Here is a 12871-nt window from a genome sequence, read left to right as displayed (position 1 = left end):
GGGATGGTCGGCGTTATTGAGGTGGCCGAAGCGGATCACGCGGTCCTGCTGCGCCCACGACGGGGCGGCGAGGCCGACGCAGAAGCTGGCGATGGCAAGCGTACGAAGAAGTTTCACGAGGGGTCCTCAGCAAAGATGGAAAAACCGGACTGGGCGCGATCATAGATTTGCTTGGAAAGCATTTCCACTATGGAAATCCCTTCCTTCCATCTGTTAGGCTTGCGCCGGGCAAGATCGCCGGTGTCTGTGAAACGAATTCGGAGAGAGCGATATGAGCGGGATACTGGAGCGCAGCTTCAAGGTGCTGGAACACCTGGCCGAACATCCGGAGGGCTGTGCGCTCTCCACATTGGCAAGCGAATTGGAGATTCCGCTGAGCGCGTCGCACCGCCTGCTCACGGAACTCATCCGCTGCGGCTACGTGCGGCAGGACCCGCGCGATGGGCACTACGTGCTGACCATCAAGCTCGTCTCGATCAGCCTCGCGTTCCTCAGCCGCTCGGGCATCGTCGATATCGCCCAGCCCCTGCTCGACGAGCTCGCCTCGGCCGCGGGCGAGCTGGTGCGGCTGGGCGTGGTCGATGGCGACGACCTGACCTTCGTGGCCAAGGCGCAGGGCGCCACGCGGGGCCTGCGCTACGACCCGGACATGGGCCTGTCGGTCAATCTCTCGTGCAGCGCGGCCGGCCACGCATGGCTCTCGACGATGAGCGAGGACGCCGCCACCGTGCTCGTCGCGAAAAAAGGACTGGGCACGCCGCAGGACTACGGCCCCAAGGCGCCCACATCCCTGAAGGCCGTGATGGCCTACGTGAAGGCCGCGCGCGAGCGCGGCTTCAGCATGATCAACGAAGTGTTCGCGCCGGGCATGACGGCCATGGCCGCGCCGGTGCTCGGCGCCGATGGCACGGCCATCGGCGTCGTCACCATCGCGGGGCCGCTCAGCCGCCTGACGCCGCAGCGCATGGAGGCGCTCGGACCGGCGCTTCTTCAGACCGCCGAAGACGTTGCGCGTGCCAGCGGCGCATCGGCGTTGTTCAAGAAAAGAGCCTAGGTCAGCTCACATAAAAGGAGACACAAGCCATGAAGAGACGTTCGATGCGGAAACTGCTGTTGGCCACCGTTGCGGCCGCGGCCCTGTTCGCCACCGGCGGCGCGTTCGCGCAGATCAAGGAGCGCACGCTCAAGTTCGCGTTTCAAAACCAGACCGGCCATCCGCAGGCGCAGGGCGCGCAGAAATTCGCCGACATCGTCGCCGCCAAGTCCGGCGGCAAGATCACGGTGAAGCTGTTCGCGGGCGGCTCGCTCGGCGGCGACCTGCAGACCGTGTCTGCATTGCAGGGCGGCACGGTCGAGATCACCGTGCTCAACGCCGGCATCCTCTCCGCGCAGGTCAAGGAGTTCGCGGCCTACGACTTTCCGTTTCTCTTCAACAGCGGCAAGGAAGCCGATGCCGTCACCGACGGCCCCTTCGGCCAGAAGCTGATGGCCAGGCTCGAAGAAAAGGGCTTGCACGGCCTGGGCTACTGGGACCTGGGCTTTCGCAACCTCACCAACAGCAAGCGGCCGATCGTGAAGGCCGACGACATCGCGGGGCTGAAGATCCGCGTCATCCAGTCGCCGATCTACATCGATCTCTTCAGCGCGCTGGGCGCCAACGCCACGCCGCTGCCGTTTCCCGAGCTCTATCCGGCCCTGGACCAGAAGGCGGTCGACGGGCAGGAGAACCCGAACACCACGATCCTCTCGTCCAAGTTCGCCGAGGTGCAGAAGTACATCACCCAGACGCGCCACATCTACAACCCGCAGGCACTTCTCATCAGCAGGAAGACGTGGGACGGCATGAGCGCAGAAGAGAAGAAGATCATCACCGACGCCGCCGCCGAGTCGACCGCGTTCCAGCGCCAGGCTTCGCGCGGCGCGGCCGACAGCGCGCTCGATGCGCTCAAAAAAGCGGGCATGACCGTCTCCGAACTGCCGCCCGAAGAAATGGCCAAGCTCCGCGCGAAGGTCAAGCCCGTCATCGACAAGTACTCGGCCTCGGTGGGCGAAGCCACCGTCAAGGAACTGATGGCCGAGATCGAGAAGGCGCGCAAGTAGGCGCGTTCGGGCTCAGACGATCCGCACCGACAGGTTCGGCAGCCCGTCGATGTGGATCTCGATCAGGTCGCCGCGCACCACCGGCCCCACGTTCTCGGGTGTGCCCGAATAGATGATGTCACCGGGCATCAGTTCGAAGGCCTGCGACAGGCGGCTGATCTGCTCGGCGACCGACCAGATCATGTACTTGAGCGTGGCGTTCTGCTTGGTTTCGCCGTTCACCTTGAGCCAGATCGCGCCGTCCGCGAAATGGCCGACCTTCGCCACCGGATGGATCGGCCCGATGGGCGCCGAGTGGTCGAAGCTCTTGCCGATTTCCCACGGCTTCTTCTGGTCGCCCATCTCGCGCTGCAGGTCGCGGCGCGTCATGTCCAGGCCGAGCGAATAGCCGTACACATGGTCGAGCGCGCTCGCCGCCGGAATGTTCCGGCCGCCCTTGGCGAGAGCGACGACCAGCTCCACCTCGTAGTGGTAGTTCTTGGTGAGCGTGGGGTAGGGGTGGTCGGCCACCTTGCCGGGCGTCACGACCTGGATCGCGTCGGCCGGTTTCTGGAAGAAGAAGGGCGGTTCCCGCGTCGGGTCCGAGCCCATCTCGCGCGCATGCGCGGCGTAGTTGCGGCCGATGCAATAGATGCGGCGCACCGGAAAGACCTGTTCGCTGCCGACGATGGGCACGGTCGATGCGGGCACGTCGAACGGCGTGGGCGCCGTGCGCGCGGCGCCCGCGGGCAGCGCGCAGCCGGCGAGGGCGCCGGTGGCCATGGCGGCCGAACCGGCCAGGAGGCCGCGGCGCGAGGATGGGCTGGACATGGGTCTGTCTCCTTCTGGTTGTGTCTGAAAGCGATCGATCGGTTCTGGAAGATTCTGGTGTGGCACACGGCCGCCGCGCCGCACGCATCTACGCAAAAACAGGACACAGGCAACATGTTCGAAGCCACCGCCGCGCTCGGTACCATCGGGCCATGACGGCGCCCCCTTCCAGCTCCCGCCTCTACGGCATGCAGGAGCGTGCGAACCATCTGGACTTCGACATCCGCTTCGAGGGCGCGCGCGACGTGCTCGCGCGGCCGCACCGGCACGAGTACTTCCAGATCCAGGTGAGCATCGAAGGCGGCGGGCAGCAGCTCGTCGGCGGCGCGGTGCGCACGTTCCGCGCGGGCCACCTGAGCTTCGTGCTGCCGTACCGCGTGCACGTGGTGCCGCATCCCGTCGGTGCGCGCTACGCCATCGTGAATTTCGACCAGGGTTTTCTCTGGCCCGAACTGGCTGTCGAGCCGCTGGACTTGGAGGAGGTGCCCGTCGCACGGCATCCCGAACTCGCGCCGTTCCTGTTCCAGGAGTACGTCGACTTCGCGTTCGACGAAGCGGATTTCGCGCGCATCCTGCGCTGGCTCGACGAGCTCTCGGCGCTCAATCGCGAGCGCGGTTTCGCCGCGGTCGGTGCGATCCGCGGCATCCTGCTGCAGCTCATCTCGCTGGCCTGCCAGCGGCACGAGGCACCGTTGCTCGAACAGGCCGCGCGCCACAGCGGACGCAGTTCGCGGCGCGACGCGTTGCAGCGCGTGATGCGCTATGTGCGCGAGCACCTGGGCGAAGAGATCTCGCTCAACGACGCGGCGGCCGCGGCGATGCTCTCGCCCAACTACCTCGCGCACCTGCTCAAGAAGCAGACCGACCGCACCTTCACCGAACTGGTCACCGAGCGGCGGCTGGAGCGCGCGAAGGAACTGCTGCTGACCTCGAGCCTTCGCATCGGCGACATCGCGCTGCAATGCGGCTTCAGCGATGCCGACTATTTCAGCCGGCGTTTCCGCCAGCAGATCGGCGTCACGCCCCGGCAATTCCGCCAGGGCGCGAGCGCTGCCGCAACGCTTACTTCTTCATCGCCTTGATGTCGGCCTTGCCCTTGCTCTCTTCGGCCTTGGCCTGCTTCACGCAGGCGGACTTGGCGTCGCCCTTCTGGTCGTCGCACTTTTCCTTGGCGATGTCGTAGGCCGCTTCGACCTTGGCCTCGGCCACCTTGCGCGCGTTGCTGTCGCTCGGGCGCACCTTCTGGTCGAGCTCGGCCTTGGCGATCTTTTCCTTGCCCTTGGCTTCCTCGTTGCAGACATCCTTGGCGTTGTCCTTCATGGCATCGCAGGCGGCCTTGTCGGCCTTGTAGTCGGCGGCGATCTTGTCGCGGCCGGCTTTGAGTTCCGCCACGGCGGTGTCCATCGTCGCCGCGGGCGGCGGGGTCGTTTGCGCATGCGCCGGAAGCGCCATGAGACACGAGGCGGTCGCGCAGATCCACAGGAACTTTTGCATGGTCATCTCCTTGACGCCGGTGTTGGTTGTGACATCGGGTCCGGCGCCTGAAAAACATCCTAGGAAACGGCGATGCGCGAACGGTAGGACGCCTTGTGAACCATCCGTAAGTACATGCTGACGCGCTCTTTCCGAGCGCATGCGCATGTGTGCGCCTCCCCGGCAGAAGAGGACCGCGGAGTTGGCGAGGCCGCCGCGCTTCAGTGCGCGCCGGCGGCGATGTTGCGTATTTCGCTGTGCAGGGCGCGTTGCCCCGAAGCCAGTGCGGCCTCGTAGCTGTCGGCGGGGTCGAAAGCGCTGCGAAGCACGGTCGGGTTTGCGCCGTTCGCATCGGTCTCAAGCAGCCGCCAGACAAACGAACCGGGCACCGGCTCATCGATGATGAGTTCGATCGGATGTGTCATGGCCCGACCTTCCGCGCTCGCCCGCCGGGTGTCTGTAGGCCAAGTTCGAGAGTTCCGGTCCCACCCGAAAGAGGCAGGGCGCCGTCCCGCTGTGAAACGTAGTGTGTTCGGCCGGCCCCGCATACACATAGGCATACGCGATGCGGGCCCGAAGGGGCGTGCGCGCCGAACAATCCGCTCGTTCTTTCCGCACCCGACCCTTCTCCTTCAAGGAAATCGCCATGAGCATCCGATCCAATGCAGTTCTCGCCGTTGCGGCGATCGCGGCCTCCGTGGCCGTTCTCACATTCGCCGCGCCGCCGCCCGGCGGCGACGTGCCCGCGAGCGCCGCGCAGCAGGCGCCCGAATTCCAGAACATCGACAAGTGGCTCAACTCCGAGCCGCTGAAGCTGCAGGAGCTGCGCGGCAAGGTCGTGCTCGTGGACTTCTGGACCTACACCTGCATCAACTGCCTGAACCACCTGCCCTACGTCAAGGACTGGAACGCGAAGTACAAGGACAAGGGCCTGGTCGTCGTGGGCGTGCACACGCCGGAGTTCGCCTACGAGAAGTCCACCAAGAACGTGCAGGACGCGATCAAGCGCCTGCAGATCCAGCACGCCGTGGCGCAGGACAACAGCTACGGCACCTGGAAAGCCTTCAACAACCAGTACTGGCCCGCGGTCTACCTGATCGACAAGCAGGGAAAGATCGTCTATTCGCACTTCGGCGAAGGCAGCTACGGCACGACCGAGAAAAAGATCCAGGCGCTGCTGGCCGAGCCATCGCCATCGCCATCGCCGGCCACTTCTGCTGCTGCTGCTGCTGCTGCTCCTGCTGCCGCCGGAGAGTGATGTGAAGAAGCTCTGGTTCGCGCTCCTGTTCTTCGCCGGTGGCTTCGCGCACGAAGTCCGCAACCCGGTGAGCTGCCAATGCATCACGGCCCGCGAGTTCGCGGGTCCCCGAAAACGCGCCCGCGCATGACGCGGGAAGAAAGCACCTCCATGTTCAAAGAGATCCAGAACAACCGCCGCGGCTTCCTGGCCACGGCTGCCGCGGGCGTCGTCGCCGCGCAGTTCGCATCGATAAGCACAGCCCACGCGGGCGCGGCCTTCCAGCTCGGGCCGGTGCGGCAGATCAGGGCCGGCGTGCTCGATGTCGGCTACTTCGAAGCCGGGCCCATCGACGGGCCGCCGGTGCTGCTGCTGCACGGTTTTCCCTATTCGGTCGACAGCTTCGCGGAGGTCGCGCCGATGCTCGCTGCACGCGGCGCGCGCGTGATCGTTCCTTACCTGCGCGGCCATGGGCCCACGCGCTTCATCGACGGCGCGACACCGCGCTCCGGGCAGCAGGCGGCCATCGGCGTCGATGTCATCGCGCTGATGGATGCGCTCAAGCTCAATCGCGCGGTGCTCGCCGGCTACGACTGGGGCGGCCGCGCGGCCTGCGTCGCGGCGGCCCTGTGGCCCGAGCGCGTGGCAGGCCTCGTGTCCGTCAACAGCTACCTGGTCCAGGACATCGCGAAGGCGAGCCTGCCGGTTGCGCCTTCGGTCGAATCGGGCATCTGGTACCAGCACTACTTCCTGAGCGAGCGCGGACGCGCCGGGCTCGTGGCCAACCGCCGCGAGATCGCGCGGACCATCTGGCTGCGCAACTCGCCGAACTGGCATTTCGACGACGCCACGCTCGCCCGGCACGCCGCCGCGTTCGACAACCCGGACTACGTGGACGTGGTGATCCATTCGTACCGCCACCGGCTGGGCGCGGCAGATGGCTACGCGGCGTATGCGGACGTCGAACGCCGGCTCGCGGCGCTGCCCGCCATCTCGGTGCCCACCATCACGCTCGACGGCAAGGCCGATGGCGTGGTGCCGGCCACCGATGGCAAGTCGACCGCGGCGAAGTTCACCGGCCCGCGCTCGCACCGCGTGGTCGAGAACGCCGGGCACAACCTGCCCGAAGAAGCACCGAAGGAATTCGCCGAAGCGACGTGGGAACTGCTCTCGGCGCGACGCGCCGGATGAAGCGGCGGCGGAGCGGCGCTCAGTCGTCCCGCGCTTCGACGGCCGAGGCGAAGACATAGCCTTCGCTGCGCACCGTCTTGATGTAGCGGGGCTCGCGCGCATCGTCGCGCAGGCGCTGGCGCAGGCGGCTTACCAAGAGGTCGATCGAGCGCTCGAAGAGCTCCGCCTCGCGGCCCTGCGTGAGGCTGAGCAGCTGGTCGCGGCTGAGCACCTTCTGCGGATGGTCCAGGAACACGCGCAGCAGGCGGTACTCGGCACCGCTCAGCGCGACCATCGTGCCGCTGTCGTCCAGCAGGTGGCGCGCTACCGTGTCCACGTGCCAGTCGCCGAACGCGAGCTTCTGCGAGGGCTCGACCGCGCCCATGTTGGGCGGCAGCATGCGCGTGCGCCGCATCACCGAGCGGATGCGCGCGAGCAGCTCGCGCGCCGAAAAAGGCTTGGCCAGGTAGTCGTCGGCGCCCATCTCCAGGCCCAGGATGCGGTCGGCCTCTTCGCTGCGCGCGGTGAGCATCAGGATCGGCGTGGCCTTGTACTTGCCGGTGCGAAGGTCCCGGCACAGCGTGAGCCCGTCTTCGCCCGGCAGCATGAGGTCCAGGATGATCAGGTCGAAGGGCCCCGACTCCTCCAGTGCCGCGCGCATGTGCCGCCCGGTGGGCACCGCCACCACGCGCAGGCCGTTCTTGACCAGGTAGGTCGTGAGCAGTTCGCGGATCTCACGGTCGTCGTCGACGATGAGGATGTGGTCGGAGGTCTTTGGGGTCATGGCAGTGGGTGGGGTGTGAAGTGCGCCGCAGCCGCAATGTATCCCGCCTGCCGCGAACGGGCGGGGGGTTTGTATGCGCAAGTATCTGGAGGCGGAGGGCGCGACACTATGTTTCGCGCGCCCCCGCCCCGTCATGCCGCTAGCGCAGCGACCGGAACGCGGCCCGGATCTCCACCGCGAACAGCTCCGGCTGCTCCCACGCCGCGAAGTGCCCGCCCTTGTCCACCTCGTTGAAATAGATCAGGTTGCGGTACGCCCGCTCGGTCCAGCTCTTGGGTGCGCGGTAGATCTCGCCGGGGAACACCGTCACCGCCGCGGGGATCGCGATATCGACCGCGTTGAAGTTGTTGGCGTTGTTCTCCCAGTAGAGCTGCGCGCCCGAGGTGGCGGTCTTCGTCACCCAGTAGAGCGTGATGTCGTCCAGCATCTCGTCGCGGGTGAAGGCCTTGTCGGCATCGCCGCCGCTGTAGGTCCACTCGTTGAACTTGTCGTAGAAGAAGGCGGCCAGGCCCGCGGGCGAGTCTTCCAGTGCATAGCCCAGCGTCTGCGGGCGCGTGACCATCATGGCCGCGTAGCCGCCGCCCTTGGTGTAGAGGTACTTGAGCGATTCGAACGCGGCCTTCTCCTTCTCCGAGAGGCCGGCCGGCGCGGGCTCGCCGTTGTTGAGCGCCTTGGCCACGTCCGGCGGCACGGTCGCGGGCATGTTCACGTGGATGCCCAGGAGCCCCTGCGGCGCCTGGCGCGCCATCTTGTCGGCCACCACCGAACCCCAGTCGCCGCCTTGCGAGACGTAGCGCGTGTAGCCCAGGCGCTTCATCAGCACGTCCCAGGCGGTCGCGATGCGGTCCGCGCCCCAGCCCGTGCTTTGCGGCTTGCCCGAGAAGCCGTAGCCGGGCATCGAGGGCAGCACGAGGTGAAAGGCGTCTTCCGCGCGGCCGCCGTGCGCCGTCGGATCGGTGAGCGGTCCGATGACCTTCAGCAGCTCCATCACCGAGCCCGGCCAGCCGTGCGTGATGACCAGCGGCATCGCGTTCGCATGGCGCGAGCGCACGTGCACGAACTGGATGTCGAGGCCGTCGATCTCGGTGATGAACTGGGGCAGGGCATTGAGGCGCTTCTCCACCTTGCGCCAGTCGTAGCCCGTGCCCCAGTAGCGCACCAGCGGCTGCAGCTTCTCCAGCCGCACGCCCTGCGTCTGGTCATTGACCGTCTCGCGGTCGGGCCAGCGCGTGGCCTGGATGCGGCGGCGCAGGTCGACGAGAACGGCCTCGTGCACGTGGATGCGAAAGGGGCGGATCGACGTGTCGCCGGTCGGCGCGCGAGGCTTCGTCGTGGCGGGAACGTCAGTGGCCGCGGCGCCCGAGCCCTGCGCGAAAACCGGAGAGGAAAGCAGGCCGAAACCGGCGGCACCCGCCACGGCGGTGGTGGCGAAGAAGTGGCGCCGCGTGGGCGCTGGAGACACAGAAGACATGGTGATCTTTCGTCGAGTGAGGATGAAGCGAAGAGGCCTTGCGGGCCGCCCGAATGAACGGACGGGCGCATCTTTGGCCGCGCTTCCCCTCGGCGATCCGATGGCTGTATGCCTGTGTATCGACGCGAGAAATCCACACACTACGTTTCAACGGCGACGTGCTTCCTTCTTCGGCGTGCGTGCGCTTGCGCTTGCGAACACCGAGAAGCCCTGCCGTATCTCCGCGAGCAGCCGCTCGGCGGCCACCGGCAGCGGCCGCCCCTGGCGCACCATCAGCCGCACCTGCGCCGACTTGCACAGCGGATGCGCCAGATCGAGCGCGACGAGGTGCCCCGCCTCGATCTCCGGCGCCGCCGCGAGGCCCGCGCCGATGAAGGTCACGCCGTCGGTGGACCGCACGAAGCGCTTGAGCCCGACCACCGAGTTGCTGCGCAGGCTCGGGTGCAGCTTCACGTGCTCCGCGTACTCCAGCAGTTCGACGAGCCGTCCCACGCCGTAGCCCGGCGGCATCAGGCCCAGCGGGTAGCCGGCGATCTGCCGTATCTGCAGCGGGCCCGCGATCTTGGTGAGCGGATGCCCCGCGCGCACCAGCAGCTTGGCCGGCGCGGCGGCGCTCGCGACGAATTGCAGTTGCGCATCGGACTGCGGGTTGTAGGCCAGGCCGATGTGCGCCGCATCGCTCACCACCTCGGCGATCAGCTCGCTCGCGGGCAGCGCATCGAGCACCACCGAGAGCTTCGGGTGCGCCGCGCAGAACGGCGCGACCACCTGCGCCAGCAACCCGTCGACGAAACCCTCGCTCGCGACGATGCGCACCGTGCCCGCGTCCATCGACTCGACCGCGCGCAGCCGCTCGGTCAGTTGCTCCTGGTGCGCCTGGCAGCCGCGCCAGTACTCGAGCAGGTGGAAGGCGGCGTCGGTCGGCGCGACGCCGCGCGCCTGCCGCTCGAAGAGCAGCAGGCCCAGTTCTTCTTCCAGCAACGCCACCTGCCGCGTGATGACCGAAGGCGCGGTGTTCAGCGCATCGGCCGCGCCGCGGATGGAGCCGTGAACAAGCACTTCGTGGAAGTACTTCAGCCGCTTCTGGTTGATGTCGCGCATGGCGTTCGCTCCTCGCAAGCGTTGCCCGATGGGCAACGAAGTGGTCAAAAAGTTGCTGTTGCTCGAACAGATGCTACGCCGAACAATTTGTCCAACGCGATTCCCCGCGTCCATCGCCCCACGCAGTCTGGAAAGAAGAGGACCCCATGAGAGACATTCCGAAGACCCCCATCGCCCGTGCGTTCGCGGGCCTCGCCGCCTTCGCCGCCGTTGCCGCCGCGCTGCTCGTCAACGCGACGGCCGCCGGCCCGGCGCTCGCCGCGGAGACGTTCCCGTCCAAGCCGGTGACCATGCTGGTCGCGTTCCCGCCCGGCGGCCCGGCCGACGTGCTCGCGCGTGCCATGCAGCCGTCGATGGCGAAGGCGCTCGGCCAGCCGCTCATCATCGAGAACCTGCCGGGCGCGGGCGGCGCGCTCGCCGTGCAGCGCCTCCTCGCCAAGCCGGCCGACGGCTACACGCTCATCATGGGTTCGCCCAACGAGGCGATCCTCGCGCCGCTGTCCAACGCGTCGGCGAAGTACAAGCCCGAGGAGCTCGCGCTGATCGCGCCGATCTCCACGCACCCGCTGGTGGTGATGGCGCGCAACGACCTGCCGTATGCGTCGCTCGAGGAGCTCATTGCCGCCGCGAAGAAGCCCGGCAGCCAGAGCCTGACCTTCGGCAGCCCGGGGCACGGCTCGATGTACCACATCGTCTCCGAATACCTCGCGCAGACGACGGGCGCCAAGCTGCTGCACGTGCCCTACAAGGGCGCCACGCCGATGATGCAGGACCTGGTCGGCCAGCAGATCGACATCACGATCCTGCCGAACCTGGGCGCGTCGATCCAATTGCTCGAGAGCCACAAGATCAAGGCCATCGACGTGCTGGACACCCAGCGCATGCGCACGCTGCCCGACGTGCCCGCCATCTCCGAGAGCGGCATCGCCAGGAAGAGCGAGTTCGTGCATTCCATCTGGCTGGCCGTGATGTCGAAAGCGGGCATTCCGGAAGACCGGCTTCGCGTGCTGCTGGAGGCCTCGCAGCAGGCCATCCAGTCGCCCGAGATGGTCAAGGCGCTGGCGCTCTCGGGCACCGTGCCGATGAAGCCGCAACCCCTTGCCGACTCCGCGAAGTTCTACGTCCAGGAGACGGAGAAGTTCAAGAAGATGGCCCGTTCCATTCAACTGACTGCCCAATGATGATGAACATCCTCGTCGCCGGTTTCCAGCATGAGACCAACACCTTCGCACCCACCGTGGCGTCGTACGACAGCTTCGTGCGCGGCGAAGACTTCCCGGGGCTCGTGCGGGGCGAAGGGCTTTTCGGCCTCCTCAACGTGAACCTGCCCGCGAGCGGTTTCATCAACTTCGTGCGCGGGAAGGGGCACGCCGTCACGCCCGTCATCTGGGCCGGCGCGGGTGCTTCGGCGCATGTGACCACCGATGCCTACGAGCGCATCGCGGGCGAGATCGTCGAGGCGGTGAAGACGGCGTCGTTCGATGCGATCTACCTCGACCTGCACGGCGCGATGGTCGCGCAGCATCTGGACGACGGCGAAGGCGAACTGCTCGCGCGCATCCGCGCGGTGGTGGGGCCGCGGATGAAGATCGTGATCTCGCTCGACTCGCATGCCAACGTCACCACGCAGATGCTCTCGCTCGCAGATGGCCTCGTGGCCTACCGCACCTATCCGCACATCGACATGGCCGACACGGGCCGTCGCGCCGGCGAGCTGCTGCTCGCGCTCAGCGGCAGCGACAGGCCGGCGCACCGCGTGGCACGGCGCGTGCCGTTCCTCATTCCGGTGAACAGCATGTCCACCATGATGCAGCCCGCGCGCGGCATGTACGACCTGCTCGAAGAACTGGAGGAGCCGGAGAGGGAGGGCGTGCTCTCGCTGTCGTTCGCGCCGGGCTTCCCGGCCTCCGACTTCGCCGAGTGCGGCCCGGTGGTGTGGGGCTACGGCTTCGATGCGGCGCGCATCGAGCGCGCCGTCGATGCGCTGTTCGCGCGCATCTGCGATCCCGAGCACCAATGGGCGGTGCACTTCGAGGAGCCCGATGCCGCGGTGCTGCGCGCGATGCGGGTCGCAGAGACGGCCACGCGCCCGGTGATCCTCGCCGACACGCAGGACAACCCCGGCGTCGGCGGCGACTCCAACACCACGGGCCTCTTGCGTGCGCTGCTCAGGCACGGCGCGCAGGATGCGGCGCTCGGCCTCATCTGCGACCCTGCCGCCGCAGCGGCCGCGCACGAAGCGGGCGTGGGCGCGTGGATCGACATCGGCCTCGGTGGCTGCCCGCAGGTGGAGGGCGATGCGCCGCTGCGCGGGGCGTTCCAGGTCGAGGCGCTTTCCGACGGCAAGTTCGTCTACGGCGGTCCGATGATGAACGGCAAGGCCTCCGACCTCGGGCCGATGGCGTGCCTTCGCATCGGCGGCGTGCGCATCGCGGTGAGCTCGGCCAAGGCGCAACTGCTCGATCGCAACATGTACCGCACCGTCGGCATCGCGCCCGAGCAGATGAAGATCCTGGTGAACAAGAGCTCGGTGCACTTTCGCGCCGACTTCGCGGCCATTGCCGAAGAGATCCTCGTGGTGCGCTCGCCTGGCCCCTTCATCGCCGATCCGTCGCAGCTGCCATGGAAAAACCTGGCCAGCGAAATGCGCACGCGGCCGCGCGACGCCGCCTGAAATCCACCCGGCCGTGAAACGTACTGTGTGAGTTTCTCGGGCAGATACAGA

13 protein-coding genes are annotated in these 12871 nt (G+C 67.2%); 7 read left to right on the top strand and 6 right to left on the bottom strand.

The genetic code is table 11. The features are described from left to right. The first annotated feature begins 271 nt into the window (after positions 1–271). The gene (locus JC881_RS14635) at positions 272–1054 is read left to right on the top strand and encodes an IclR family transcriptional regulator (RefSeq protein ID WP_198786426.1); all 783 of its coding nucleotides are present in this window, start codon (positions 272–274) and stop codon (positions 1052–1054) included. A gap of 29 nt (positions 1055–1083) precedes the next feature. Continuing rightward, the gene (locus tag JC881_RS14630; protein ID WP_198786425.1) at positions 1084–2100 is read left to right on the top strand and encodes a TRAP transporter substrate-binding protein; all 1017 of its coding nucleotides are present in this window, start codon (positions 1084–1086) and stop codon (positions 2098–2100) included. A 12-nt stretch (positions 2101–2112) separates the two neighbouring features. Here the strand turns inward: JC881_RS14630 and JC881_RS14625 are convergent, their stop codons facing one another. Then, the gene (locus JC881_RS14625; RefSeq protein ID WP_198786424.1) at positions 2113–2910 is read right to left on the bottom strand and encodes a fumarylacetoacetate hydrolase family protein; all 798 of its coding nucleotides are present in this window, start codon (positions 2908–2910) and stop codon (positions 2113–2115) included. Positions 2911–3062: 152 nt separating this feature from the next. Between JC881_RS14625 and JC881_RS14620 the strand changes: the two genes are divergently transcribed. Next, positions 3063–3992, top strand: a complete 930-nt coding sequence (locus JC881_RS14620) for a helix-turn-helix transcriptional regulator (RefSeq protein WP_233101782.1) — start codon at positions 3063–3065, stop codon at positions 3990–3992. On the opposite strand, the gene JC881_RS14615 is transcribed toward JC881_RS14620, so the two are convergent. Both JC881_RS14615 and JC881_RS14610 read right to left on the bottom strand, forming a co-directional pair. Further along, complete coding sequence (locus JC881_RS14615; RefSeq protein WP_198786423.1) at positions 3973–4404, bottom strand: hypothetical protein; 432 nt, start codon at positions 4402–4404, stop codon at positions 3973–3975. The genes JC881_RS14620 and JC881_RS14615 overlap by 20 nt on opposite strands. 200 nt (positions 4405–4604) lie before the next feature. Next, positions 4605–4808, bottom strand: a complete 204-nt coding sequence (locus JC881_RS14610; protein WP_198786422.1) for a hypothetical protein — start codon at positions 4806–4808, stop codon at positions 4605–4607. Between the two features lie 221 nt (positions 4809–5029). Here JC881_RS14610 and JC881_RS14605 point away from each other — a divergent pair, with 221 nt between their 5' ends. Together JC881_RS14605 and JC881_RS14600 are read left to right on the top strand one after the other, a co-directional pair. Continuing rightward, on the top strand, positions 5030–5641 hold the full coding sequence (locus JC881_RS14605) for a thioredoxin family protein (protein WP_198786421.1): 612 nt from the start codon (positions 5030–5032) through the stop codon (positions 5639–5641). 150 nt (positions 5642–5791) lie between these two features. Continuing rightward, complete coding sequence (locus tag JC881_RS14600; protein ID WP_198786420.1) at positions 5792–6811, top strand: alpha/beta fold hydrolase; 1020 nt, start codon at positions 5792–5794, stop codon at positions 6809–6811. A gap of 19 nt (positions 6812–6830) precedes the next feature. Here JC881_RS14600 and JC881_RS14595 read toward each other — a convergent pair whose 3' ends face one another. From JC881_RS14595 to JC881_RS14585, 3 genes are all read right to left on the bottom strand, one after another. Then, positions 6831–7574: a response regulator gene (locus JC881_RS14595; RefSeq protein ID WP_013539189.1), complete on the bottom strand. Its 744-nt coding sequence runs from the start codon at positions 7572–7574 to the stop codon at positions 6831–6833. Between the two features lie 139 nt (positions 7575–7713). Continuing rightward, positions 7714–9045 (bottom strand): epoxide hydrolase family protein, encoded by a 1332-nt coding sequence (locus tag JC881_RS14590; protein WP_198786419.1) that lies wholly within the window; start codon positions 9043–9045, stop codon positions 7714–7716. Positions 9046–9192: 147 nt separating this feature from the next. Next, on the bottom strand, positions 9193–10146 hold the full coding sequence (locus JC881_RS14585; protein WP_198786418.1) for a LysR substrate-binding domain-containing protein: 954 nt from the start codon (positions 10144–10146) through the stop codon (positions 9193–9195). A gap of 146 nt (positions 10147–10292) precedes the next feature. On the opposite strand from JC881_RS14585, the gene JC881_RS14580 reads away from it, so the two are divergent. Together JC881_RS14580 and JC881_RS14575 are read left to right on the top strand one after the other, a co-directional pair. Beyond that, positions 10293–11327, top strand: coding sequence for a tripartite tricarboxylate transporter substrate binding protein (locus JC881_RS14580; RefSeq protein ID WP_198786417.1), 1035 nt, complete (start codon positions 10293–10295; stop codon positions 11325–11327). A gap of 2 nt (positions 11328–11329) precedes the next feature. Beyond that, the gene (locus JC881_RS14575; protein WP_198786416.1) at positions 11330–12820 is read left to right on the top strand and encodes a M81 family metallopeptidase; all 1491 of its coding nucleotides are present in this window, start codon (positions 11330–11332) and stop codon (positions 12818–12820) included. Positions 12821–12871 lie beyond the last annotated feature (51 nt).

This window comes from Variovorax sp. IB41 (assembly GCF_016405905.1).
Taxonomy (GTDB): domain Bacteria; phylum Pseudomonadota; class Gammaproteobacteria; order Burkholderiales; family Burkholderiaceae_C; genus Variovorax.
This window is presented reverse-complemented; position numbering and strand designations above follow the sequence as displayed.

Excerpts from the sequence above, each read along its gene's own strand:
- JC881_RS14595 (WP_013539189.1), bottom strand. The coding sequence starts at position 7,574 with ATGACCCCAAAGACCTCCGACCACATCCTCATCGTCGACGACGACCGT.
- JC881_RS14620 (WP_233101782.1), top strand. The coding sequence starts at position 3,063 with ATGACGGCGCCCCCTTCCAGCTCCCGCCTCTACGGCATGCAGGAGCGT.
- JC881_RS14625 (WP_198786424.1), bottom strand. The coding sequence starts at position 2,910 with ATGTCCAGCCCATCCTCGCGCCGCGGCCTCCTGGCCGGTTCGGCCGCC.
- JC881_RS14600 (WP_198786420.1), top strand. The coding sequence starts at position 5,792 with ATGTTCAAAGAGATCCAGAACAACCGCCGCGGCTTCCTGGCCACGGCT.
- JC881_RS14580 (WP_198786417.1), top strand. The coding sequence starts at position 10,293 with ATGAGAGACATTCCGAAGACCCCCATCGCCCGTGCGTTCGCGGGCCTC.
- JC881_RS14635 (WP_198786426.1), top strand. The coding sequence starts at position 272 with ATGAGCGGGATACTGGAGCGCAGCTTCAAGGTGCTGGAACACCTGGCC.
- JC881_RS14585 (WP_198786418.1), bottom strand. The coding sequence starts at position 10,146 with ATGCGCGACATCAACCAGAAGCGGCTGAAGTACTTCCACGAAGTGCTT.
- JC881_RS14630 (WP_198786425.1), top strand. The coding sequence starts at position 1,084 with ATGAAGAGACGTTCGATGCGGAAACTGCTGTTGGCCACCGTTGCGGCC.
- JC881_RS14605 (WP_198786421.1), top strand. The coding sequence starts at position 5,030 with ATGAGCATCCGATCCAATGCAGTTCTCGCCGTTGCGGCGATCGCGGCC.
- JC881_RS14610 (WP_198786422.1), bottom strand. The coding sequence starts at position 4,808 with ATGACACATCCGATCGAACTCATCATCGATGAGCCGGTGCCCGGTTCG.
- JC881_RS14615 (WP_198786423.1), bottom strand. The coding sequence starts at position 4,404 with ATGCAAAAGTTCCTGTGGATCTGCGCGACCGCCTCGTGTCTCATGGCG.
- JC881_RS14575 (WP_198786416.1), top strand. The coding sequence starts at position 11,330 with ATGAACATCCTCGTCGCCGGTTTCCAGCATGAGACCAACACCTTCGCA.
- JC881_RS14590 (WP_198786419.1), bottom strand. The coding sequence starts at position 9,045 with ATGTCTTCTGTGTCTCCAGCGCCCACGCGGCGCCACTTCTTCGCCACC.